This window comes from Streptomyces chattanoogensis (genome assembly GCF_001294335.1).
GTDB lineage: Bacteria > Actinomycetota > Actinomycetes > Streptomycetales > Streptomycetaceae > Streptomyces > Streptomyces chattanoogensis.
On record NZ_LGKG01000113.1, the window covers coordinates 22,185 to 45,276 of the forward strand.

The 23,092-nt window shown below is 70.9% G+C and carries 24 protein-coding genes and 1 pseudogene; 19 read left to right on the forward strand and 6 right to left on the reverse strand.

Going from position 1 to position 23,092, the window contains the following annotated elements:
- Window positions 1-75 precede the first annotated feature (75 nt).
- The 3 genes and pseudogenes from ADL29_RS14300 to ADL29_RS46585 form a co-directional block, all read right to left on the reverse strand.
- Window positions 76-756: a thiaminase II/PqqC family protein gene (locus tag ADL29_RS14300; protein WP_053924047.1), complete on the reverse strand. Its 681-nt coding sequence runs from the start codon at window positions 754-756 to the stop codon at window positions 76-78.
- Window positions 757-895: 139 nt separating this feature from the next.
- Window positions 896-1,234 carry a hypothetical protein gene (locus ADL29_RS14305; protein WP_053924048.1) on the reverse strand — a complete coding sequence of 113 codons (339 nt, stop codon included), beginning with the start codon at window positions 1,232-1,234 and terminating at the stop codon, window positions 896-898.
- Window positions 1,235-1,248: 14 nt separating this feature from the next.
- A pseudogene (locus ADL29_RS46585) lies at window positions 1,249-1,320 on the reverse strand (helix-turn-helix domain-containing protein); the annotation flags it as partial.
- 285 nt (window positions 1,321-1,605) lie between these two features.
- Here ADL29_RS46585 and ADL29_RS14310 point away from each other — a divergent pair.
- Complete coding sequence (locus ADL29_RS14310; protein ID WP_053924049.1) at window positions 1,606-2,163, forward strand: GNAT family N-acetyltransferase; 558 nt, start codon at window positions 1,606-1,608, stop codon at window positions 2,161-2,163.
- A gap of 74 nt (window positions 2,164-2,237) precedes the next feature.
- Here the strand turns inward: ADL29_RS14310 and ADL29_RS44110 are convergent, their stop codons facing one another.
- Both ADL29_RS44110 and ADL29_RS14315 read right to left on the reverse strand, forming a co-directional pair.
- Window positions 2,238-2,393, reverse strand: coding sequence for a DUF6126 family protein (locus ADL29_RS44110; RefSeq protein WP_169795232.1), 156 nt, complete (start codon window positions 2,391-2,393; stop codon window positions 2,238-2,240).
- Between the two features lie 43 nt (window positions 2,394-2,436).
- Window positions 2,437-3,102, reverse strand: coding sequence for a helix-turn-helix domain-containing protein (locus tag ADL29_RS14315; RefSeq protein WP_245689399.1), 666 nt, complete (start codon window positions 3,100-3,102; stop codon window positions 2,437-2,439).
- 213 nt (window positions 3,103-3,315) lie between these two features.
- Here ADL29_RS14315 and ADL29_RS14320 point away from each other — a divergent pair, with 213 nt between their 5' ends.
- The 15 genes from ADL29_RS14320 (at window position 3,316) to ADL29_RS14390 (ending at window position 18,634) form a co-directional block, all read left to right on the forward strand.
- On the forward strand, window positions 3,316-4,131 hold the full coding sequence (locus ADL29_RS14320; RefSeq protein ID WP_053924050.1) for a methyltransferase domain-containing protein: 816 nt from the start codon (window positions 3,316-3,318) through the stop codon (window positions 4,129-4,131).
- Between the two features lie 163 nt (window positions 4,132-4,294).
- Window positions 4,295-4,744, forward strand: coding sequence for a guanyl-specific ribonuclease (locus tag ADL29_RS14325; protein WP_053924121.1), 450 nt, complete (start codon window positions 4,295-4,297; stop codon window positions 4,742-4,744).
- Window positions 4,745-5,272: 528 nt separating this feature from the next.
- On the forward strand, window positions 5,273-5,941 hold the full coding sequence (locus ADL29_RS14330) for a bifunctional 4-hydroxy-2-oxoglutarate aldolase/2-dehydro-3-deoxy-phosphogluconate aldolase (protein WP_053924051.1): 669 nt from the start codon (window positions 5,273-5,275) through the stop codon (window positions 5,939-5,941).
- Between the two features lie 330 nt (window positions 5,942-6,271).
- A complete protein-coding gene (locus tag ADL29_RS14335) occupies window positions 6,272-7,108 on the forward strand; it encodes a transporter substrate-binding domain-containing protein (protein WP_053924052.1) in 837 nt (278 codons plus the stop codon).
- A 353-nt stretch (window positions 7,109-7,461) separates the two neighbouring features.
- On the forward strand, window positions 7,462-8,241 hold the full coding sequence (locus ADL29_RS14340) for an SDR family oxidoreductase (protein WP_078970995.1): 780 nt from the start codon (window positions 7,462-7,464) through the stop codon (window positions 8,239-8,241).
- Window positions 8,242-8,393: 152 nt separating this feature from the next.
- The gene (locus ADL29_RS14345) at window positions 8,394-9,167 is read left to right on the forward strand and encodes a GntR family transcriptional regulator (protein ID WP_078970996.1); all 774 of its coding nucleotides are present in this window, start codon (window positions 8,394-8,396) and stop codon (window positions 9,165-9,167) included.
- 514 nt (window positions 9,168-9,681) lie between these two features.
- The gene (locus tag ADL29_RS14350) at window positions 9,682-10,686 is read left to right on the forward strand and encodes a sugar ABC transporter substrate-binding protein (RefSeq protein WP_053924053.1); all 1,005 of its coding nucleotides are present in this window, start codon (window positions 9,682-9,684) and stop codon (window positions 10,684-10,686) included.
- A gap of 206 nt (window positions 10,687-10,892) precedes the next feature.
- On the forward strand, window positions 10,893-11,897 hold the full coding sequence (locus ADL29_RS14355) for a sugar ABC transporter substrate-binding protein (RefSeq protein ID WP_470622044.1): 1,005 nt from the start codon (window positions 10,893-10,895) through the stop codon (window positions 11,895-11,897).
- Window positions 11,894-12,937, forward strand: a complete 1,044-nt coding sequence (locus tag ADL29_RS14360; protein ID WP_053924055.1) for an ABC transporter permease — start codon at window positions 11,894-11,896, stop codon at window positions 12,935-12,937. Before ADL29_RS14355 ends, ADL29_RS14360 begins: the two co-directional genes overlap by 4 nt.
- Window positions 12,934-13,743: an ATP-binding cassette domain-containing protein gene (locus ADL29_RS14365; protein WP_053924056.1), complete on the forward strand. Its 810-nt coding sequence runs from the start codon at window positions 12,934-12,936 to the stop codon at window positions 13,741-13,743. Before ADL29_RS14360 ends, ADL29_RS14365 begins: the two co-directional genes overlap by 4 nt.
- 258 nt (window positions 13,744-14,001) lie before the next feature.
- Window positions 14,002-15,123, forward strand: coding sequence for an ROK family glucokinase (locus tag ADL29_RS14370; protein WP_053924057.1), 1,122 nt, complete (start codon window positions 14,002-14,004; stop codon window positions 15,121-15,123).
- Window positions 15,120-15,692 carry a hypothetical protein gene (locus ADL29_RS14375; RefSeq protein WP_053924058.1) on the forward strand — a complete coding sequence of 191 codons (573 nt, stop codon included), beginning with the start codon at window positions 15,120-15,122 and terminating at the stop codon, window positions 15,690-15,692. Before ADL29_RS14370 ends, ADL29_RS14375 begins: the two co-directional genes overlap by 4 nt.
- A gap of 79 nt (window positions 15,693-15,771) precedes the next feature.
- The gene (pcaDC, locus tag ADL29_RS14380) at window positions 15,772-17,061 is read left to right on the forward strand and encodes a bifunctional 3-oxoadipate enol-lactonase/4-carboxymuconolactone decarboxylase PcaDC (RefSeq protein WP_053924059.1); all 1,290 of its coding nucleotides are present in this window, start codon (window positions 15,772-15,774) and stop codon (window positions 17,059-17,061) included.
- Between the two features lie 94 nt (window positions 17,062-17,155).
- Window positions 17,156-17,797 carry an MBL fold metallo-hydrolase gene (locus tag ADL29_RS14385; protein WP_046925302.1) on the forward strand — a complete coding sequence of 214 codons (642 nt, stop codon included), beginning with the start codon at window positions 17,156-17,158 and terminating at the stop codon, window positions 17,795-17,797.
- A 57-nt stretch (window positions 17,798-17,854) separates the two neighbouring features.
- Window positions 17,855-18,634 carry an exodeoxyribonuclease III gene (locus ADL29_RS14390; RefSeq protein ID WP_046925301.1) on the forward strand — a complete coding sequence of 260 codons (780 nt, stop codon included), beginning with the start codon at window positions 17,855-17,857 and terminating at the stop codon, window positions 18,632-18,634.
- Between the two features lie 45 nt (window positions 18,635-18,679).
- Here the strand turns inward: ADL29_RS14390 and ADL29_RS14395 are convergent, their stop codons facing one another.
- Window positions 18,680-20,557 carry an SGNH/GDSL hydrolase family protein gene (locus ADL29_RS14395; protein ID WP_053924123.1) on the reverse strand — a complete coding sequence of 626 codons (1,878 nt, stop codon included), beginning with the start codon at window positions 20,555-20,557 and terminating at the stop codon, window positions 18,680-18,682.
- Window positions 20,558-20,778: 221 nt separating this feature from the next.
- On the opposite strand from ADL29_RS14395, the gene ADL29_RS14400 reads away from it, so the two are divergent.
- From ADL29_RS14400 to ADL29_RS14410, 3 genes are all read left to right on the forward strand, one after another.
- The gene (locus tag ADL29_RS14400) at window positions 20,779-21,219 is read left to right on the forward strand and encodes a DUF6278 family protein (protein WP_053924060.1); all 441 of its coding nucleotides are present in this window, start codon (window positions 20,779-20,781) and stop codon (window positions 21,217-21,219) included.
- Between the two features lie 173 nt (window positions 21,220-21,392).
- On the forward strand, window positions 21,393-22,136 hold the full coding sequence (locus ADL29_RS14405; RefSeq protein WP_053924061.1) for an amino acid ABC transporter ATP-binding protein: 744 nt from the start codon (window positions 21,393-21,395) through the stop codon (window positions 22,134-22,136).
- 14 nt (window positions 22,137-22,150) lie between these two features.
- Window positions 22,151-23,080: a glutamate ABC transporter substrate-binding protein gene (locus ADL29_RS14410; RefSeq protein ID WP_053924062.1), complete on the forward strand. Its 930-nt coding sequence runs from the start codon at window positions 22,151-22,153 to the stop codon at window positions 23,078-23,080.
- The last annotated feature ends 12 nt before the right edge of the window (window positions 23,081-23,092 follow it).

Below are 23,092 nucleotides of genomic sequence, written 5' to 3' on the forward strand. Positions count from 1 at the left end.
GACCGGTGACCGGGCGGATGTGCCGCCCGGTCACCATCGGGCCGTACGGGCGGTCAGGGCCGTCGGGCCGACGGCTCACTCGCCGACCGAGTGCCAGAACATGATCTCGTATGCCTGGAGCAGCCGGCCGTAGCGGTGCGCCGCGGCCGGCCGGGTCTGGCCGGTGTCGAGGCCGTGCTGCACCGCCGCGCGTGCCTTGTCGTCCAGCTCCGGTGCCGGCTCCGCGAAGAGCGCGAAGAAGCCGCGGGCCGCCTCGGAGAAGGCGTAGTGGTCGCGCATCGCGGCCTCGACGACGGCGCAATAGCCGCACCAGGCCGAGAAGTTGGCGGCCAGGGCGATCACGACATCGGTCGGTTCGGCGCTCAGGGCGAGCCGTGCCCCGTAGGAGGGATAGGCCTGGCAGCCGGGCCGCGGCCGGTAGCCGGCGATCTCACGTTCCGTCAGCTCGCAGGCGTCCAGCAGCCCGGTCAGCCGCTGCAGCGCCAGCGTCTCGCCCTGGGCGAGCAGATCGAAGAAGTCGGCCACCGGCGGATCGCCGTCCGCCCGGCGCGCCAGGTGCTGAAAGCTGAGCCGGTCGCAGGTGATCACATGGTGCTGTTCGAGGGCGAAGGTGGCGAACACGGACCGCGGCGCCCGCCCCGCCGCGATCCGCTGGACGAGCCGGTTGGCGTCCGCGTGCGGGGCGAGCGAGCAGACCGCGTCGTCGAGGACGGCGGCCGCGGTCTGACGGGGGGCGTAGGCGGCGGGTCGGACCATGGTCGGTCTCCTCAGGTGCAGGGTCGCGAGGGTGGCGGCGCCAGGGCCTCAGAGTAGGGCCGGAGCCGCCCCCACCCCGCGTGACATCACCCCGTCAACTGCGATTCACCCCATTCACCCCATCCGCCTTCAGTGCGTCCTAGACGAACGTGTCCAGCACCCCGTCCGCGACCACCACCGGGACCTTCTTCCCCTTCATGTCCACATAGACGAAGGACTTGGCGGCCTTCACCAACTCCGGGATCCGCTCCCGCTGTTGGCGCGGCGTCGCCTCGTCACCCGCCTTGACCGCCTCGACCAGCCGGAGCGCCGTACGGGCCGCGTCGCCCCAGGCACGGGCCGCATCCAGCCACGGCCCGCTGTCGTCGACGAAGCGGCGGTCGGCGAGCCGGTCGCGCAGCGGGACAACTCGGCCGACTTCACATACGGCAGCCCCGCCGCGTGTGCTTCCTTGCGGTCGCGCAGGCAGTCGTTCCACACCACACGCGCACACCCGAACGCACTCGCCAGCGCACGGTGCTGGGAAGTGTCCGGGTACGCACGGTAGCTGTAGCGGAGCTGCATGCACACAAACCTACCGGCATCGGTCTCATCAGGAGAACGAGTTTCATCGTGGACGGCACATGGTTTCAGCGATACACGTGCACGTGGTCTCTGTGACGAAGTACCGGCGTGGAGTGTTCAACATGGACGTTGCCGGAGCTGGGCCGGATGGCCTGTTCCCGACGGCCGGGCGGGCGGGCCGGGTGATCGCGACCTCCCGGACACCGCAGGCCCCTGCCGTGCGAGGATCCAGAGACTGTGCGCGGCCACCGAGGAGGACGGGCACGGCCACCGAGGAGGACGGGAATGTTCGCGATTTCGCTGGGTGACGGAGCCGAGCTGCGGCCCCTGGAGCCCTGGCAGGCCGAGGAGTTCCTCGCCCACATCGACCGCGGGCGGGAATACATAGGCCGGCATGTCGGGCTCCCCGACGTCGCGGCCGACCTCGGCTCCGCGCGGGGCTGGCTCCAGTCGTACGCCGACAAGGCCGCCACCGACACCGGCCGGCTCTACGGCATCTGGCTCGACGGGCTCCTCGTCGGCGGCGTCCTCTTCCGGGTCTTCGACGCGGGCAACGGCAGCTGCGAGGCCGGCTGCTGGCTGGAACCGGCCGCCGCCGGACGCGGTCTGGTCACCCGTGCGGTGCGCGTGATCATCGACTGGGCGATCGAGGAGCGCGGAATGCACCGCGTGGAGTGGCTGGTGTCCTCCGAGAACACGCCGAGCATCAACGTGGCCAAGCGCCTCGGCATGAGCCGCGACGGCGTCCAGCGCGAGAACCACCTCTACCGGGGCGTACGGCAGAACACCGAGATCTGGTCGGTGCTCGCCCCCGAGTGGCGTGCCGCGCGCGGCACCCGCTGAGTGCGGACGCGGGCGTGTCACGGGAACACCGCCCGGCCCCGCCGCGTCCGGCGTGTCCAGGGCGTGTAGCGCGTCTAGCGGGTCTTGGCGATGACCACCAGCAGGCTCATGAAGGCCAGCAGGACATGCGTGGCGACGACATAGATGAAGACGCGGACATAGACCCCGCGGGGCGTCCTGGTCTCGACGTACTCGCGGGCGGGGCTGGCCTCGGGTGTCTGGTCGGGCACGGCTTACGGTCCTTCCCTGGGCTCGGTGGTGGTGTCGGCTGTGTCACAGACCACGGCGCGGGGCCCCGTCCCCCAGGCACAGCTCCGCGGCCCCGCTCTGCAGCAGTGTGTGGACGAACAGCAGCTCCGTGCCGCCGCGGGAGGCGGCCGCGATCCGGTGCGGCGTCAGCGAGTCGAAGTGCGCGGCGTCCCCCGGATCCAGCACATGCACCGCCTCACCGAGCGTCAGCCGCAGCCGCCCCTTGAGGACGTACAGCCATTCCTCGCCCGGATGCACCCGCACCAGCTCACCCTGCGCCCGCTGCGGCACATGCACCCGCAGCGCCTGCATCGCCCGCCCGGCACCGCCCACGGTCCAGTACGTCCAGCCGCCGGCCTCCGAGGGTTCCGTACGGCCGGCCCGCAGGATCGGGTCCCGCTCCGGCGCGGTCTCGCCGAGCAGGTCGGATACCGTGGTTCCGTACGTACGGGCCAGGGCCAGCAGCATCGGCAGCGACGGCTGGCGCCGGCCGGTCTCCAGCCGGGACAGATGCGCGGGCGACAGCCCGACCCGCCGCGCCGCGGTCTCCAGCGTCAGCCCGCTGCGCCGCCGCAGGTCACGCAGCCGGGGCGCGACGGTGGGCAGCTCCCCGGGGCCGAGACCGGGAGCGGGGTCGGGCGAGGTGCCCGGAGGGCCGTCGGGAGGCTCGGCAGGGTCCGTGTCCGTCATGTTCCCGGTATAACGAGCCCTCGCCTAAGAGGCAAAGATTTTGCCTCTTAGGCAAAGGCGCGGCATCCCCCGTGATCGGTCGGCGCCGGGCGCAACCCGGGCGCGGTGCGAGGGGAACCGGCAGGTGCGGAAGGGGAGTTGAGTGAGCCCTTCCTGCCACGGCTGTGGCTGCCGGCACAGACCGTGCCACGGTCCGCGTGCGATGATCGCGCCATGACACAGGACACACGCGACACTTCCGACAATGATTACCTTCTGGACAACCGGCAGGCCGAGGCGGGGGAGCGGTTCACCGCGCTGTCGGCGCTCTTCGACCCGTCGACGTTCCGGCACTTCGAGACGGTCGGGGTCGGCGAGGGGTGGCGGTGCTGGGAGATCGGCGCCGGCGGGCCCGCCACGCCGGCCTGGCTGGCCGAGCGTGTCGGCCCGACCGGGCGCGTGGTGGCCACCGACATCGACACCTCCTGGATGCGGGAGGCGGCGGGCTTCGAGGTGCTGCGCCACGACGTGGCGGCCGAGGAGCCCCCGGCCGGGGGCCCGTTCGACCTGATCCACGCCCGGCTCGTACTGGTCCACGTCGCCGACCGCGACAAGGCCCTGCGGTCGATGGTCGAGGCGCTTCGCCCCGGCGGGTGGCTGGTGCTGGAGGACGGCGACCCGGCGTTGCTGCCGCTGATCTGCCCCGACGAGTACGGACCCGAGCAGGAGCTGGCCAACAGGCTGCGCCGCGGCTGCCGTGAGCTGCTGCGGCAGCGCGGCGCGGATCTGGCGTACGGGCGCAAGCTGCCGCGGCTGCTGCGCGAGGCCGGGCTGGCCGACGTCGAGGCCGATGCCTACTTCCCGATCACCTCGCCCGCGTGCACCGCGCTGGAGGAGGCCACCGTCCGCCAGGTCCGCGACAAGCTCGTTGCCGCGGGGCTGGCCACCGACGACGAGATCGACCGGCACCTGGCCAACATCGCCGCGGGCGGCCTCGACCTGGGCACCGCGCCGATGATCTCCGCCTGGGGCCGCCGCCCGGCGGCCTGAGGGGCTGTCCCGAGCCGGGATCACGCCGCCGTTGCGGTCGCGGCGGGGACGGGGCGGGGCGGGGGACGAGGCGGGATCCGAGGTGGGGATCCTGTGAACTCCTGGGAAACTTAGGCCTGTTGGGATTGACAGGCTCATGTCTACGCGCGTCATGCTGGACGGTATGAGAATCCCCCCACGGATCACCAGGATCGGCGCCGCCGGCGCCCTCGCCTCGGCCCTGCTCATCGGCGGCACCGCGGTCGCCGCCACACCGGCGGTCGCCACCCCGCACCAGGTCACCGCGTACGCCGCGACGGCGCACGCCACGCCGGTGCACGTGAACGCCGTCGGCAACATCTGCTACTCCAAGCTGCCCTCCCAGGCCCACGACACCCTGGACCTGATCGGCAAGGGCGGGCCCTTCCCGTACCCGAAGGACGGCACCGTCTTCGACAACCGCGAAGGCATCCTCCCGGCCCAGAACACCGGCTACTACCACGAGTACACCGTCGTCACTCCCGGCTCTCCCGACCGCGGTGCGCGGCGCATCGTGACTGGTGAGAAGAAGAACGAGGACTACTACACCGCCGACCACTACCGGACGTTCGACCTCGTCGACTTCAACTGCTGAGGCCACGGGACAGCGAGAGAACCGCTTCACGCACAACCGCTTCACGCAGAACCGCTTCACGCAGAACCGCTTCACGCAGAGCCGATTCACACGGAACCGCTTCATTCGAGAACCGCGGCGGCCGGGGGGCACAGGCACCCCGGCCGCCGCCGTGCTGTGTCCGGACCCGGACTGTCGGTTCCGCCCATTCTTGGCGGAAGGGGGGTGCGGGGGCGCACCCCCGGGGGAGGATTGTCAGGGGATGCCGGTAGCGTTTCGGTGGAAACGAGGAGTGGGCGGGCATCGGCGGCGAAGAGACCATGTAGTGGTCAGTGCCATCCAGCGGAAAGTGCCGGGCAGCGGTCGCGCCGTGGAGCGGCCGGTGGCCGTGACGCGGCCCGTGGCCAGGGCACGGTCCCTGACGTGAGGTGGCTGGTCGCCACGACGTGGTCGGTTGCTTTCGCGCGCCCCAGGAAGTGCGGTCATCGCCGTCGGGTACGGCGAGCGGCGGCATGGAGCGTTGGAGACAAGGAAGGACGGCGAACTGCCGTGTATCGCTGGGAGATCACCCGGGCCGCGCTGGCGCAGCGGGTTTTCGCCATCGTCCGCAGCACGACGTACGACGAGGCGAGCGCCACCGCCGACACCCTGCTGTCGGCCGGCATCACCAGCCTGGAGATATCCCTGACCACGCCGTTCGCGCTGGAGGCGGTCACCACCCTCAGCCGGGAGCTGGGCGAGGACGCGGTCATCGGCGCGGGCACGGTCCTTGACGCGGTGTCGGCCCGGATGGCGGTGGACGCCGGCGCCCGTTACCTGGTCTCGCCGAGCCTGGACGCCGAGGTCATCCGTACGGGCCACCGCTACGGCGTCCCGGTCTTCCCCGGTGTGTCGACGCCGACCGAAATGGTCCGCGCGCTCGAGCTCGGCGCGGACGCCCTCAAGCTGTTTCCCGCCTCCGCGCACCACCCCTCCTGGATACGGGACGTCCGCGCCGCCCTGCCCCAGGTGCCGCTGCTGCCGACGGGCGGGGTGACGGTCGAGGACGCGCCGGACTGGATCGCGGCGGGCGCGGTCGCCGTCGGCATGGGCGCCGAGCTCTCCGAAGGCGACCGCGACACCGTCGCCAAGCGCGCCGCCGACCTCGTCGCCCGCCTCGCCGAAGCCGCCCCCGACCACCAGGCGCCCGGCGTCACGGCCGAGCTGTACCGCGGCTGAGGAATGCTCCGGTCCCGGTCCCGGACGCGGGCAGCTCACCGACGCCCTCGCAAGGGGAGTGACGACCGATGAGCTGCCCGCGCCCCGTCCCGCCCCGTCCCCAGCGGTACGACACCGCCATGCGCTTCTGCATGCCCCGGGCACGCCCTTCCCACGACGGCACCGGGCCCTGCGGCTGCCTCCCCTCCCGCTGGCCGGTCAAGCACTTCACCAAGACGTAAGCCTCTGCCACCCTGATCGTCCCGATCGCATGATCACGCTCGTACCGCAGTGGTCACCATGCCGCAGTAGTCCCCATGCCACCGTAGTCACCGTGCCGCAGGAGTCACCATGAAGCGCGCCGCCACGCTGTCCGCTCTCGCCGGTCTGCTCACTCTCACCGCCGCCGCCCCCTCGCCCGCCACCACCCCCGCACCCACACCGGGTTCCGCCCCCACGGCCGCCGCCCGGCACCCGGGGGCCACGTTGCTGGACGCCGTCCCCCGGCGCGGGGTGCTGCGTGTCTGCACCACCGGCGACTACCGCCCCTTCACCTACCGCGACTCCAAGACCGGCAAGTACAGCGGCGTCGACATCCAGATGGCCCGGGACCTCGCCAAGAGCCTGGACGCCAAGCCGCGTTACGTTGCCACGACGTGGGCCCGCCTCGTCGGCGACCTCGCGGCCGGCCGCTGCGACATCGGCATGGGCGGCGTCTCCCTCACCCTTGCGCGGGCCCGCGCCGCGTACTTCAGCGAGCCCACCCGTACGGACGGCAAGACACCCATCGTCCGCTGCGCCGACAAGGACAAGTACCGGACGCTGGAGGAGATCGACCGCCCCGGGACAAAGGTCGTCGTGAATCCCGGAGGCACCAACGAGGAGTTCGCCCGCGCACACATCAAGCGCGCCACCCTCACCGTGCACCCCGACAACACCACGATCTTCGACGAGATCATCGCCGGCCGCGCGGACGTGATGATGACGGACGCGAGCGAGACCCGCTACCAGGCCAAGATCCACCCCGAACTGTGCTCGGTCCACCCCGACAAGCCGTTCACCTTCTCCGAGAAGGCCTATGTACTGCCGCGCGGCGACGAGGAGTTCAAGGCGTATGTGGATCAGTGGGTGCATCTGGCCACGCACGACGGGACGTACCGGAAGTACGAGGATGCGTGGATGAAGTGAGGGGGGTGGGGTGAGCGGGCGCGCCGGTGGTCAGGGCCACCTCGTGCACCGCCTCGACATCGTCCACCTCGATCCTCAGGTCGGGCACGATGCGGCGTACGGACAGGGGTGCTCCTTGGGCGGGGGCTTCGATGGGCGGGGTTCGATGATGATGTCTTGAGGGGGCGTCAGGGGGGACGCAAGCGAGGGGAAGCGATGGGAAACCCCGGAACCCTGGAACCCAAGGAGGAAGAGCGTGCAGGTGGGCGACGTGAGGTGAGGGAACGGGTGTGACCGGCTACGTATCCCTATCCCTATCCCTGTGCCTATGCCTATCCCTACGCCTGGCCACCATCCGCCCCAGGAGCCTCCGTATGCCTCCCACGCCTGCCCCCTCCGCTCCCACCGATCCCGACCCCGACTTCGCCCCCACCTCAGATCCCACCCCTGACTCCCCCTCCCCTGTCTCCCTCGTCACCGGTGCCACCCGCGGAATCGGCCGGGAGGTGAGCCGGCAACTGGCGACCCTCGGGCACACGGTCGTACTGACCGGGCGCTCCCTGGAAGCCGCCGAGTATGTCGCCGGAGAGGTGGCGGAGGAGACGGGGCGTGCCGTCCGGGCGCTGCGCCTCGATGTGACGGACGAGGGCAGCATTGCCGCCGCCACGGCCCAAGTCGCCCGCCACTACGGCCGGTTGGACGTCCTGGTGAACAACGCGGGCATCCACTACGACACCTGGCAGCGTGCCGTCACCGCCGACCTCGCCATCGTCCGGGAGGCGGCCGAGACCAATCTCTACGGGCCATGGCGGATGGCGATCGCCTTTGCGCCGTTGCTGCGTGCCTCGGCCCATCCGCGACTGGTGAATGTCTCCAGCGAGGCCGGTTCGCTCGCCGGGATGGGCGGCGGTACGCCCGCCTACGCCGCCTCAAAGGCCGGTCTGAACGCGCTGACCCGGATGCTGGCCGATGAGCTGCGCGCCGACGGAGTGCTGGTCAACGCGGTCTGTCCCGGCTGGGTGGCCACCGACATGGGAGGGCCGGGCGGGCGGCCGGTCGCGGAAGGCGCGGCGAGCGTCGTCTACGCCGCGACGCTGCCGGACGACGGTCCGACGGGCGGCTTCTTCCGCGACGGGCGCCCGCTGCCCTGGTAGCCGCCGCGGCGCCCGGGTCCGCACCCATGCGTGTGCCCCTGCCGGCGCCCCATGCCCGTACCCCTGCCCGTACCCCTGCCTGCACCCCCCTTGTCCGGACAATGTGACCTCTGGACTTCCCGTCATGTGCGCGGACGGATACGCTCGCCAGCGTGGGGAAACGCGATACAGACGCCGCGGGCGCCGAGAGCCCTGTCCAGTTCAGCGTGGACCGGAGCAGTCCGGTCCCGTTGTATTTCCAGCTCTCCCAGCAGCTGGAGGCCGCGATCGAGAACGGCAGGCTGGCGCCCGGCAGCCTGCTCGGCAACGAGATCGAGCTGGCCGGACGGCTGGGACTGTCCCGGCCGACCGTGCGCCAGGCGATCCAGTCGCTGGTCGACAAGGGGCTGCTGGTGCGCCGTCGCGGCATCGGCACCCAGGTCGTACACAGCCAGGTCAAGCGCCCGCTGGAGCTGAGCAGCCTCTACGACGACCTGGAGGCGGCCGGGCAGAAGCCCGCCACCCGGGTGCTGCTCAACACCACCATCGAGGCCGACGCCGAGGTGGCCGCCGCGCTGGGTATCGCCGAGGGCGCGGAGGTCGCGCTGGTCGAGCGGCTGCGGCTGGCGCATGGTGAGCCCGTGGCGCATCTGCGCAACCATCTTCCCGCCGGGCTGCTGAAGCTGGAGACCGCCGAGCTGGAGGCGACCGGGCTGTACCGGCTCATGCGGTCCGCGGGGATCACCCTGCACAGCGCCCGTCAGGCCGTCGGCGCGCGGGCCGCCACCGCGGAGGAGGGTGAGCGGCTGGACGAGCCCGAGGGCGCCCCGCTGCTCACGATGCAGCGCACCACTTTCGACGACACCGGACGCGCGGTGGAGTTCGGCTCCCACGTGTATCGCGCGTCCCGGTACGCGTTCGAGTTCCAGCTGCTGGTGCGGCCCTGAACTCTTAGGGGTTGTTCGAACAGATCCCCTAGGGAATGCGTGGGCCCCTTGCAGCTCCACAACGCGGCGGTCCGGGGCGGCATTCCCGGATGGTGGTCCCCGGCGGCATTCCCGTGGCGGCCTCCCCCCTCACGGCGGCATGCCCGCTGCCGCATGCCGCATGTGCATGCCGCGCGTCGGCCGAGGCCTGCCCATGGCCGCATCCCCGCGACGGCCTTCCCTCAAGCCGCGGCCGCCCCCCGCGCCTTCGCCGCGCCCCGGCTTCCGTCGATGCGATGAAGCGCCGCGGCGGAGTGGAGCGCATGGGATGCCTCGTCCGTCCTTGAGGTGGTGGTGCGGAGCGGCGGGCGCCGCGGGCTTTCGGCGCCGGTCCGCCGGACAGCCGCGTCCCGCACCCGCCCCCGAGCCAGGCCAGTCATCAGAATGTTCGGACAAAGTATTGACGCGGCTCCGCGCCCGCCGTTAGATCTGCTCCAGCCGCATTCCGGCGGCCTGGAGCAAAGGCGGTTCCACGATGATCGGCGTGCGAAGCGCGCGAAAAGTGCGTACGGCCAGACCCGTCACCGTCCGCGGTGCCGCCGCCCTGGTGGCGGCCCTCGCGCTGGTCGCCGGGTGCAGCGGTTCCGGTGGTGAGGACGCCGACGGGGAGTCCCGTGCGCCCCGCATGACCATCGGGATGGTCAGTCACTCCGGCGAGGGCGACACCTTCTGGGACATCGTCCAGAACGGCGCGGAGCGGGCCGCGGCCAAGGACCGGGTGAAGTTTCTCTACGCCAACGACAAGGAGGGCGCCAAACAGGCCGAGCTGGTCCAGTCGTACATCGACCAGAGGGTCGACGGGCTGATCGTCACCCTCGCCAAGCCGGAAGCCCTCAAGGCGGTGGTCCGCAAGGCCGTGGCCCACGGCATCCCGGTCGTCACCATCAACTCCGGCGGCCAGTTCTCGAAGGCGTACGGGGCGCTGACGCATATCGGCCAGGACGAGTCGGTGGCGGGCGAGGCGGTCGGCGCGGAGCTGGACAAACGCGGCAGGAAGAAGGTTCTCTGTGTCATCCACGAGCAGGGCAATGTGTCGCTCGAGGACCGCTGCGCCGGTGTCCGCAAGGGCTTCGGCGGGCGGGTGGAGAACCTCAACGTCGACGGCACCAACGCCCCCGCCTCACAGTCCTCCGTCGAGGCCAAGCTGCAGTCCGACAAGTCCATCGACGCGATCGTCACCCTCGGCGCACCGATGGCGGCGATCTCCGTCAAGGCCAAGCAGGAGGCCGGCAGCCGGGCGGCGATCGCGACCTTCGATCTGAACGCCGCCGTGGTCAAGCTCCTCAAGGCCAAGGACGTCGACTTCGCGGTCGATCAGCAGCCCTACCTCCAGGGGTACGAGGCGGTGGACCTGCTCGCGCTGCACAAGGCGAACGCCAACGTCCTGGGCGGCGGCAAGCCGGTGCTCACCGGGCCGGAGCTGGTCACCGGCAAGGATGTGCCGAAGCTGGAGGAGTACACGGGACGGGGCACCCGATGAACGACCCCATGAACGATCCCATGGACGGCCCCATGAATGACCCCACGAACAACCGCATGAACGACCCCATGAATGACCCCACGAACCGGTACAGATCACCGGTAACGGATACTTGGCCGGTTGGGCCGGTACCGGCAATGCGTCCGACACAGCGAGATCAGCGGGAAGGGCAAGTCCTCGTGGCAACGGTTCGGAGAAGAGGACGGGTGCGCAGAAAGGGACGCGTCGCGAGTGCCGTGCTGGCGGCGGCGCTCGGCGCCTCCCTGGCGGGGTGCAGCAGCACCGGAGGCCTGCGCGCCGAGCAGGAGCGCGCCGCACAGACGGCGGGCGGCAAGGCGGCGGTGAACACCCCCAGGTGGACGTTCGCCATGGTCACCCACTCCGGCGACGGCGACACCTTCTGGGACATCGTGCAGAAGGGCGCCCAGCAGGCCGCGGTCAAGGACAACATCAAGTTCCTGTACGGGCACGACGAGGAGGCCCAGCGGCAGAGCCAGCTGGTGCAGTCGTACATCGACCAGAAGGTCGACGGGCTGATCGTCACCCTCGCCAAGCCCAGTGCCATGAAGGACGTGGTGGAAAAGGCGGAGAAGGCCGGGATACCGGTGATCACGGTGAATTCCGGGGCCGCGGAGTCCAAGGCGTTCGGCGCGCTCAGCCACATCGGGCAGGACGAGACGGTGGCGGGCGAGGCCGTCGGCGACGAACTGAACAAGCGGGGCCGGAAGAAGGCCCTGTGTGTGCTGCACGAGCAGGGCAATGTCGGGCATGAGCAGCGCTGCGACGGAGCGAAGAAGACCTTCAAGGGCACGATGGAGAAGCTGTACGTCGAGGGCACGAACATGCCCGATGTGCAGTCGTCCATCGAGTCCAAGCTCCAGGCGGACGACTCCATCGACTCCGTCGTCACGCTCGGCGCGCCCTTCGCCGCCACGGCCGTGAAGGCCAGGGAGCAGGCCGGCAGCAAGGCCGAGATCGACACCTTCGACCTCAATGCCCAGGTGGCCAACGGCCTCAAGGACGGTTCGCTCGGCTTCGCCGTCGACCAGCAGCCCTACCTCCAGGGCTATGAGGCGATCGACCTGCTCTGGCTGTACAAGTACAACTCCGACGTCCTCGGCGGTGGCAAGCCGGTGCTCACCGGACCCCAGGTGATCACCAAGAAGGACGCCGCCGCCCTGCAGGAACTCACGAAGCGGGGGACCCGATGAGCACCACCGTCAAGGCATCGATACGGGACGAACGGCTGCTGCACCGCTCCCTGGTGCGCCGTCTGATGGGCCGCCCCGAACTGGGCTCGGTCGTCGGCGCCGTGGCCGTCTTCCTCTTCTTCGCCCTCACCGCCGAACCGTTCCTGCGGGCCTCCAGCCTCTCCACCGTGCTCTACGCCTCGTCGACGATCGGCATCATGGCCGTACCGGTGGCGCTGCTGATGATCGGCGGGGAATTCGATCTGTCGGCCGGTGTCATGGTCGTCAGCTCGGCACTGATCTCGTCCATGTTCAGTTACCAGATGACGGCCAACACCTGGGTCGGCGTCGGGGTGTCCCTGCTGGTCACGCTGGCCATCGGCGTCTTCAACGGGGTGCTGCTGACGCGCACCAAACTCCCCAGCTTCATCATCACGCTCGGCACGTTCTTCATGCTGACCGGCCTCAACCTCGGCTTCACCAAGCTGATCAGCGGCACCGTCTCCACGAAGTCCATCGCCGACATGGAGGGCTTCGAGTCGGCCCGTGCGCTCTTCGCCTCGCATCTGACCATCGGTGAGGTGGACGTCCAGGTCACCATCATTTGGTGGATCGTGCTGGTCGCCGTCGCCACCTGGATCCTGCTGCGCACCCGCGTCGGCAACTGGATCTTCGCGGTGGGCGGCAATGCGGACGCGGCGCGGGCGGTCGGCGTCCCGGTGACCAAGACCAAGATCGGCCTGTACATGGGCGTCGCCTTCGCCGCCTGGGTCTCCGGCCAGCATCTGCTGTTCTCGTACGACGCGATCCAGTCCGGCGACGGTGTCGGCAACGAATTCCTCTACATCATCGCGGCCGCGGTCGGCGGCTGCCTGATGACCGGCGGTTTCGGCTCGGCGATCGGTGCCGCGGTCGGCGCCTTCATCTTCGGCATGACCAGCAAGGGCATCGTCTACGCGCAGTGGAATCCGGACTGGTACAAGTTCTTCCTCGGCGCGATGCTGCTGCTCGCCACTCTCCTGAACGCATGGGTCCGCAAGCGGGCGGAGGACAAGTCATGACAGCCCTGGTCGAGCTCGACAAGGTCAGCAAGTTCTACGGCAACATCAAGGCGCTGGAGGGCGTGTCCCTGGAGGTGCACGCGGGCGAGGTCACCTGCGTGCTCGGCGACAACGGCGCCGGCAAGTCCACCCTCATCAAGATCATCGCGGGGCTGCACCAGCACGACGCCGGCACCTTCACCATCGAGGGTGAGGACACCAGGCTCGCCTCGCCGCGGGAAGCCCTGGACCGCGGTATCGCCACCGTCTACCAGGACCTGGCAGTCGTTCCGCTGATGCCCGTATGGCGGAACTTCTTCCTCGGCTCGGAGCCGACCACCGGAGTGGGCCCCTTCAAGCGGCTCGATGTCGCCACGATGCGCGAGACCACCCGCAGCGAGCTGCTGCGGATGGGCATCGATCTGCGCGATGTCGACCAGCCGATCGGCACCCTCTCCGGCGGCGAGCGGCAGTGCGTGGCCATCGCCCGCGCCGTCTACTTCGGCGCCAAGGTCCTCGTCCTGGACGAGCCGACGGCGGCGCTCGGCGTCAAGCAGTCCGGCGTCGTCCTCAAGTACGTCGCGGCCGCGCGGGACGCCGGGCTCGGCGTGGTGTTGATCACCCATAATCCGCATCACGCCTACCTGGTCGGCGACCGTTTCGTCCTCCTCAAGCGCGGCACCATGGCCGGCAGCCACGCCAAGTCGGAGATCGCCCTGGAGGAGCTGACCCGCCAGATGGCGGGCGGCAGCGAGCTGGAACAGCTCAGCCATGAGCTGGCCCGCACCGCGACCCCGGAATTCCCCGGAGGTCACCGGCCGGAGTGATCTTGTATCACGCCCCGCGCCGGCCTCCGGGCCGCGCGGGGCGCGGCGTCCCGCGCCGCGGTGCGCCGGACACCGCGGGTGATGCACAATCGCACCGAGCCATCCGAACCATCCGCAGCATGCAGGCCATGCGAACGATGCACGCCGAGGCCCCGGCCTCCTGAGACCCGCAGGGACGAGACGACTCTTGCGCGCACGCAGCCGCCGCGACCGGAACGGCATCCGCCACGGAGCACGTCACGGGAAAGGGGCGGGCCGATGAGCATGTACCGGGACCGGGTGCACCGCGGAACCGCCAGAGCCACCGTCCTGCGCACGGTCGGCACCCGTGAGCGGCGCTCGCATCTGACCGCCCCCCGGGTGCCCACCGTCGGCATCGACATCGGCGGCACCAAGGTCATGGCGGGCGTGGTCGACGCCGACGGCACCATCCTCGAGAAGGTCCGTACCGAGACGCCGGACAAGTCCAAGAGCCCCAAGGTCGTCGAGGACACCATCACCGAGCTGGTCCTCGACCTCTCCGACCGGCACGACGTCCACGCGGTGGGCATCGGCGCGGCCGGCTGGGTCGACGCGGACCGCAGCCGAGTGCTCTTCGCCCCCCATCTGAACTGGCGCAACGAGCCTCTGCGCGACCGCCTCGCGGGCCGGCTGGCCGTCCCCGTCATGGTCGACAACGACGCCAACACCGCCGCCTGGGCGGAGTGGCGGTTCGGCGCCGGGCGCGGCGAGGACCATCTCGTCATGATCACGCTCGGTACCGGCATCGGCGGCGCCATCCTGGAGGACGGCGCGGTCAAGCGCGGCAAATACGGCGTGGCCGGCGAATTCGGCCATATGCAGGTCGTGCCCGGCGGCCACCGCTGCCCGTGCGGCAACCGCGGCTGCTGGGAGCAGTACAGCTCCGGCAACGCCCTGGTCCGCGAGGCCCGGGAGCTGGCCGCCGCCGACTCCCCGGTCGCGTACAACATCATCGAGCGGGTCGGCGGCCGGATCGGCGACATCACCGGCCCGCTGATCACCGAGCTGGCCCGGGAGGGCGACGCGATGTGCGTCGAGCTCCTCCAGGACATCGGCCAGTGGCTCGGCGTCGGCATCGCCAACCTCGCCGCCGCCCTCGACCCGTCCTGCTTCGTCATCGGCGGGGGCGTCAGCGCCGCCGACGACCTGCTGATCGGCCCGGCCCGGGACGCCTTCCGGCGCACCCTGACCGGCCGCGGCTACCGCCCCGAGGCCACCATCGCCAAGGCCCAGCTGGGCCCCGAGGCCGGTATGGTCGGTGCCGCCGACCTCGCCCGTCTGGTGGCCCGCCGCTTCCGGCGGGCCAACCGCCGCCGCGTCGAGCGCTACGAGCGCTACGAACGGTCCGGCCGCCGATGACCGACACCGACCTGAATCCCATGAACGACGACCATCACCCCACCCCGCCGCCCGCCGGCAAGCCCCGCCGTCCCCTGCTGATGGCGCTGATCATCTTCCTGCTGATCGCGATCCCAGCCGGCTATATCGTCATCTCCGCCGAACAGAGCCGGGACAGCGGCGAGGGCAAGGAGGCGGAGGCCGCCGCCACCGGCCTGACCAACGCCTTCCCCTCCAAGGTCCAGCAGCGGATCTACGACGTCCCGGTGCCGCTGGGCTCCACGCCGGTCTATTACTACGAGACCAACTCGTGGAAGACCAGCTCGCTCTTCGTGCAGTTCCGCACCAACGACTGGGGCCTCGACCACTACCTCAAGGCCGTGGGCACAAGCACCGCCGCTCTGAAGAAGGGCGCGAAGACCATTCCGCCCGAGCAGGGCGCGAAGGTCGGCTGGGACTTCAGCGTCGACTGGCCGTGGGCGGGCACCGTCAATCCGAAGCCGGCGCCCCACCCCTCGCAGCGGATCATGGTCAGCTATGACGAACCCGGTCATCCCGTCGTCTACACCGTCTCGACCGTCAAGTTCTGATTTCTTTCCGGGGCTCTTCGTCCTGTTTCTTCCTGACCCGGGTGTCAGGACCGCGTCAGAGAGTCGGTAGCTTGGTCGGGTGAGTGAGAAGACCCTGCAGCACCGGATCGACGGTCCCGACGACGCACCCGTACTCGTACTGGGAGCATCGCTCGGTACCACATGGCACATGTGGGACCGGCAGATCCCCGAACTGACCCGCCACTGGCGGGTCATCCGTTTCGATCTGCCCGGTCATGGCGGCTCGCCCGCCCACGCCGCATCCTCCATCGCCGAACTCGCCGACCGCCTGGTGGCCACCCTCGACCTCCTCGGCGTCGAACGCTTCGGCTACGCCGGCTGCAACATCGGCGGTGCCATCGGCCTTCAGCTGGCGCTCACCCGGCCGCACCGGGTCACCTCCCTCGCCCTGGTGTCCTCGTCGTCGCGCTACGGCACCGCCGACGCCTGGCGCCAGCGGGGCGTGGTGATCCGTACGAACGGACTCGACCCGATCGCCCGCACCTCCCCCGAGCACTGGTTCACCGCCGGCTTCGCCGCTGCCCAGCCCGCAATCGTCGAATGGGCCGTCCAGATGGTGCGGACCACCGACCCCGGCTGTTACATCGCCGCCTGCGAGGCGCTGGCCTCCTACGACGTACGGTCCTCCCTCAGCCGGGTCGGCGTGCCCACGCTCGTCGTCGTCGGCTCCGAGGACCAGGTCACCCCGACGTCCGACGCCCGCAGCCTGGTGGCCGGAATCCCGGACGCGAGCCTCGCCCTCGTGCCCGGCACCTCCCACCTCGCGCCCGTCGAGCAGCCCTCGGCCGTCACCGAACTCCTCATCCGGCACTTCACCACCGCCTGGCACGACAGGCCCGGCCCGGCCGGCCAGCCCGCCCTCGGCGCCGCCGCCCCCAAGGCGCAGATCGCACCCCCGCCGCCCCCGCCCCCGGCCGCGCCGCCCGCCGCCATAGAGTCCGGCCTCACCAAGCAGGAGCCGGTCCGCGGCGGTACGTACGACGCGGGCATCAAGGTCCGCCGCGAGGTCCTGGGCGACGCCCATGTCGACCGCGCCGAGGCCGCCGCCGACGACTTCACCGGCGACTTCCAGGACTTCATCACCCGCTACGCCTGGGGCGAGACCTGGACCCGCCCCGGCCTCGACCGCCGCACCCGCAGCATCATCACGCTCACCGCCCTGGTCGCCCGCGGCCACCAGGAGGAACTGGCGCTGCACACCCGCGCCGCCCTCCGCAACGGTCTCACCCCCACCGAGATCAAGGAGGTCCTGATGCACACCGCGGTCTACTGCGGCGTCCCGGCGGCGAACTCCGCCTTCTCGGTGGCTCAGCGGGTGATAAGGGAGGAGACGACCCCGGAAGGCTGATCCCGGAGGGCTGACCCCGGAGGGGCGAGGGGCACGCGCCCCGGGGCGGGCCGGGAACACCGCCCGGCCCTGCCGCCCGCGGCAAGATGGCCGCATGGAACTCACGAAGAAGACCCATGCCTGCGTCCGGCTCGAGAAGGACGGGCAGACGCTCGTCATCGACCCGGGGGTGTTCAGCGAGGAGGACGCGGCCGTCGGGGCGGACGCGATCCTGGTGACCCATGAGCACATGGACCACTTCAACGAGGACCGGCTCCGCGCGGGGATGGAGGCGAATCCGGGCGCCGAGATCTGGACCCTGGCGAGCGTCGCCGGGCAGCTCTCGGCCGCCTTCCCCGGCCGGGTCCACACCGTCGGCGAGGGCGACACCTTCACCGCCGCCGGGTTCGACGTCGAGGTGCACGGCCAGCTGCACGCCGTCATCCACCCCGACATTCCCCGCATCACCAACGTCGGCTATCTGATCGACGGCGGTGCGGTCTTCCACCCCGGCGATGCGCTCACCGTCCCCGAGGGCCGCAGCATCGACACCCTCCTGCTTCCGGTGCACGCTCCCTGGAACAAGGTCGCCGAGGTCATCGACTATGTGCGCGCGGTCGCGCCGCACCGGGCCATCGACATCCACGACAGCCTGCTCCAGGACCACGCCCGGCCGGTCTACGACTCCATGATCGACAAGCTCGGAGGCGCCGAGCACGGCCGGCTGGCCCCCGGCACCGCCACCACGGTCGGCTGACCGCCCCCGCCCTCCTGCCCCGCCCGCCTGTCACACCCCCGCTGTAGGTTTACGTACATGCGCATCGCGACCTGGAACGTCAACTCGATCACCGCCCGCCTCCCGAGGCTGATGGCCTGGCTGGAGAGCACCGGCACGGACGTGCTGTGCATCCAGGAGACCAAGTGCTCCGCCGAGCAGTTCCCCTACGAGGAGCTGCGCCAGCTCGGCTATGAAGCGGCGGTCAACGCCGACGGCCGGTGGAACGGTGTGGCGCTGCTGTCCAAGGTGGGTCTGGAGGACGTCGTCAAGGGCCTGCCCGGCGGCCCGGACTACGAGGGCGCGCAGGAGCCCCGCGCCATCTCGGCGACCTGCGGCCCGGCCCGCGTCTGGTCGGTGTACGTCCCCAACGGCCGCGAGGTCGACCATGCGCACTACGCCTACAAGCTTCAGTGGTTCGAGGCCCTGAAGGCCGCGGTCGCCGAGGACGCGGCGGGCTCCCGCCCGTTCGCGGTCCTCGGCGACTACAACGTCGCCCCGACCGACGACGACGTCTGGGACATCTCCGTCTTCGACGGGGCCACTCATGTCACCCCCGCCGAGCGCGCCGCCCTCGCGGCCCTGCGCGACGCGGGCCTCACGGACGTCGTCCCGCGCCCCCTGAAGTACGACCACCCGTTCACGTACTGGGACTACCGCGCCCTCGGCTTCCCCAAGAACAAGGGCATGCGCATCGACCTGGTCTACGGCAACGAACCGTTCGCCAAGGCCGTCTCGGACGCCTACGTCGACCGCGAGGAGCGCAAGGGCAAGGGCGCGTCGGACCATGCGCCGGTGGTGGTGGACCTGGAGGTGTGAGCGGTCGCCACAGGGTGTTTCCGGGCGCCGGTGGCTGACCCTCCGTCAGCCCTGCCCCGGCACCAGCGCCCGCAGGTCCACCGAGTCGCCGAGCGCCTTCAGCCCCGCATCGCCGGGGTGGAGGTGGTCGCCGCTGTCGTAGGCGGGCAGCAGTCGCTGGGGGCGCTGCGGGTCGCGCAGTACGGCATCGAAGTCCAGCGTCGCGTCGAAGACGCCGCCGTGGGCGCGGACGAATGCGTTGACGGACCGGCGGCGGGCCTCGACGTCCGCGGTGCAGTCCTTGTAGCCCTCACAGGGGGCGACGGTGGCCGCCACGACCCGCAGCCCCCGCTCGTGCGCACGCCGGGCGAGGGCGCGCAGACCGGCGATGACCTCGTCCGCCGTGGTGCCCCAGCGCACATCGTTGATCCCCTCGAAGACGACGACCGTGCGGGCGGCGGGCTGCGCCAGCACATCCCGCTCCAGGCGGTGCTGGGCGCTGACCCCGCCGGTATCGGTGCTGACCCCGTCGCCCTGGTAGCGGTCGGTGACGATGCGGTTCGCGGAGATGCCCTGATTGAGTACGCCGTAGCGGGGGAGGGCGCTCTGGGCCTGGAAGCGGCGGGCGAGCACGTCGGGCCAGCGGCGGTTGGCGCCGCCGGTCGACTTCACGCCGTCGGTGATCGAATCGCCCAGCGCCACGACCGAACCGGGTCCGCCGTCGACATCGACGCCGGTCAGGAACGGCCAGACGGTCAGGGTCTCCGGATAGGCCGCCCCGCCCGTGTCACCGGTGCGGTCCCCGCTGTCCGTGGCGCTCAGATACGAGACCTGGCCGGCCTCCTGGTGGACCGGCGCCGCCGTCACCGTCCCGGGAAGATGGATGCTGACCAGCAGGCTGGTGTCGGCCGGGACCCGGAAGCCGACCGGGTCGCTGACGGCTTCGGCGCCCGCCGGTATCCGGGTGCCGCCGTGGCCGCCGTCGAAGGTCACCGGCACGGGCGCGGCCTCGGCCGCGGCCCCCGCGCCCTGCACCGCCACGCTCGCCGCCCCTATGTCCACCGGCGCCGCCGCGAAGGTGTTCGCCAGCCGTATCCGCGCGCGCGGCCCGCCCGCACCGGCGTGCACGACCAGCCGCAGCGTACGGTCCGTCCAGGGGCCGACCGCCCGGTAGCCGGCCGTGCTCGCCGACCAACTCCCCGTTCTCCCGGGCGAGTTGGATTTCACCGCTACCGCGAAGACATGGAGATCGGCCGCCGGACCCGGGTCCCGCGGCAGCACCACCGACGCCACCTCGCGCCCGGCCCGCAGCGGTACGGACACCGCGTACAGCCGCGCCGGGTCCTGTGCGCTCTGCCCGTCCGGGCCGTTGACGTGCGGCAGCGCCACCGCCTTGGTGCTGAGCGGGCCCGAACGCCAGTCGGGCGCGGTGAGTTCATAGGCGGACCGGGAGCCGTCGCGGTAGCGGACCGTCCCGGTGCTGGTGGCCGGTGCGCCTTCCGTTCCCGTCCCGGCGGCCGGTACACCTTCTGTCCCCGTCCCGGCGACAAGGAACGTCAGCGCGCTCCCCTGTCCGTGCAGCGCCACCGTCTGCCCGTCCGCGACGACGTTGTCCGCAGCGCCGGGCGCCGTACGGGGCCAGCCGAGCCGGGCGCCGTCGAGGGTGAGCCGGCTGCCCGGCCGCCAGCCGGCGGCCGCCAGGTCCTGTGCGGAGAGCGAATGGCCCGCGCCGTCGAAGTCCGCGGCGCCCGGTCCGGCGTCGTCGCTGATCGCCTTGTTGTCGAAGAGCCTCGCCAGGGGCGACGGCCGCAGCGGGTGCGGTGCTCCCGGAGCCCCCGTGGCCGGCGCCCCGAGGGCGGTGGCGGTGCCGGTTGCGGTGACGGCGGGCAGTGCGGTCGCGGTGAGCAGGAGTGCCAGGGCGGTGCCCCATCGTCGTACGCGCATCATGGCCTTCCCTCTCGTGGATCCGGGCGAGGTCAACGGGCAGGTGCTGAGCTGCGATCCGGCCGTTCCCGTGAGGGGTGGGGGGCTCCGGCGGACCGGGATATCCGATCCGAGCGCCATGACCGTAGGAAGGCGGGCGGGGGGCGTCAAGGTGACGATCGGGGATTTGTCGCGCCGCGCGCCTGTGGCCCCGGCCCTGGTGCGGGTGGGACCCTCACACCATGAACACGTCTTTTCTGGACAAGTGGCGCAAGCGGTCGCGCCCCGGCCGTTCGGTGCCCCTCGCGGAGTCGGTGAGCGCCGACCCCGACAGCGTCATCGAGCTGTTGTCCGAATGCGAGCTGCTGCGGGCGCAGGCCGCTGTCGAAGGGGTGGAACTGGACGACTCCGTAGCGTCGTTGGAGGCGCTGGACCAGCTGCAGCCGGTGTGGCGGGACGACCCGGAGGTGGTGGCCTGGCTCGGCAATGACGCCGGGCTCTATCTGGGCACGGTCCTGGTGCGCACGGTGCCCGGCGCCGTCTGGCATGTGTGGCCGGACGGGCAGCCGGTGGTGAGGCTGACCTCGGGCCGGGAGATCGATGTGGTGGAGGCCGGGCACCAGTGGGCCGACGTCGGTGCGCCCGAGCTGTCCCAGGTCTATGCGGAGGGCGCGGAGAGCTGACCGGGCGTCAGCGGCGGCCGCCGTCGCCGGGTTCCTCCGTTGCCGGGTTCCCCCGTCGCCGTGGTTTCGGCACCCCCGTCCCTGCCTCCGTGCGTGTCCGGGAAGGATCGCCCCTTTTGTCCCGGTAGTTTGCGGGCACTCCGCTGTACGGATGAGAGTGGGCAGGTCTGCATATGGCCGGTGATGCGCTGATTGAAATGCGCGGGGTCAACAAGTACTACGGGAAACTGCACGTCCTCCAGGACATCGACCTCACCGTCGGCCGCGGAGAGGTGGTCGTGGTCATCGGCCCCTCCGGGTCCGGGAAGTCCACCCTGTGCCGGGCCATCAACCGCCTGGAGACCATCGAGTCGGGCACCATCGAGCTGGACGGCAGCCCGCTGCCCGAAGAGGGCAAGGCGCTCGCCCGGCTGCGGGCCGAGGTCGGCATGGTGTTCCAGTCCTTCAACCTCTTCGCCCACAAGACCGTGCTGGCCAACATCATGCTGGCGCCGATGAAGGTCCGTAAGAAGAAGAAAGAGGAGGCGGCGCAGCGGGCCCGCGAACTCCTCGACCGGGTCGGGCTCGGCTCCCAGGCCGACAAATACCCGGCCCAGCTCTCCGGCGGCCAGCAGCAGCGCGTCGCCATCGCCCGCGCCCTTGCCATGGACCCCAAGGCACTGCTCTTCGACGAGCCGACCTCCGCCCTGGACCCGGAGATGATCAACGAGGTGCTGGAGGTCATGCGCCAGCTCGCCCGGGAGGGCATGACGATGGTCGTGGTCACCCATGAGATGGGCTTCGCCCGCTCCGCCGCCAACCGCGTCGTGTTCATGGCGGACGGCCGCATCGTCGAGGACCGCACCCCCGAGGACTTCTTCACCGCTCCGCGGAGCGAGCGTGCGAAGGACTTCCTCTCCAAGATCCTCAAGCACTGAACGGGGGCGCCGCGATGCCGTACATTCCCCTCACGCCCCTGCGCCGCACCTTGGCCGCCCTCGTCCTGACCGCGCTCGCCCTGGCCGCCGCCGGCTGCGGCCGGGAGGGCAGCCCGCCGGTCAAGGGCCCCGCGGGCAGCGAACTGCCCGCCTACGTCGTCGCCCGGAACTTCACCCTGCCCGCCTCCCCGACCTGGGAACGGGCCAAGCGCCGCGGCCACCTCGTCGTCGGCGTCAAGGAGGACCAGCCCTACCTCGGCGAGAAGGACCCGGCGTCCGGACGCTACTCCGGCTTCGACATCGAGATCGCCCGGATGATGTCCGCCGCCCTCGGCTTCCCGCCGAGCACCATCGAGTTCAAGACGATCGCTTCCGCCAACCGCGAGACGGCCCTGCAGAACGGCCAGATCGACTACTACGTCGGCACCTACACCATCAACGACAAGCGCAAGAAGCTGGTGGGCTTCGCCGGGCCGTACTACATGGCCGGTCAGTCGCTGCTCGTCCGGACCGACGAGAACGACATCCACGGACCGCAGGACCTGGCCGGCAAACGCGTCTGCTCGGCGGCCGGCTCGACCCCGGCGCAGCGCATCGAGGCCGAATACCCCAGGGCCGACCTGGTCACCTACGACACCTACTCGGTGTGCGTCGACAATCTGCTGACCTATCAGGTCGACGCGGTGACCACCGACGACGCGATCCTGCTGGGCTATGCGGCCAAGGTGCCGGACGAGCTGAAGGTGGTCGGCAAGCCGTTCTCCGAGGAGCCGTACGGGATCGGCGTACCGCGCGGCGACAACGCGCTCCGCTTCGCGCTCGACGAAGCGCTCGCCGTCGACGAGAAGAACGGCGACTGGCGCAAGGCGTACGACGCCACGCTCGGCCTGTCCGGAGCGCCCGTACCGAAGCCGCCCCCGATCGACCGCTACCCGGCGAGCTAGGACCCTAGGACC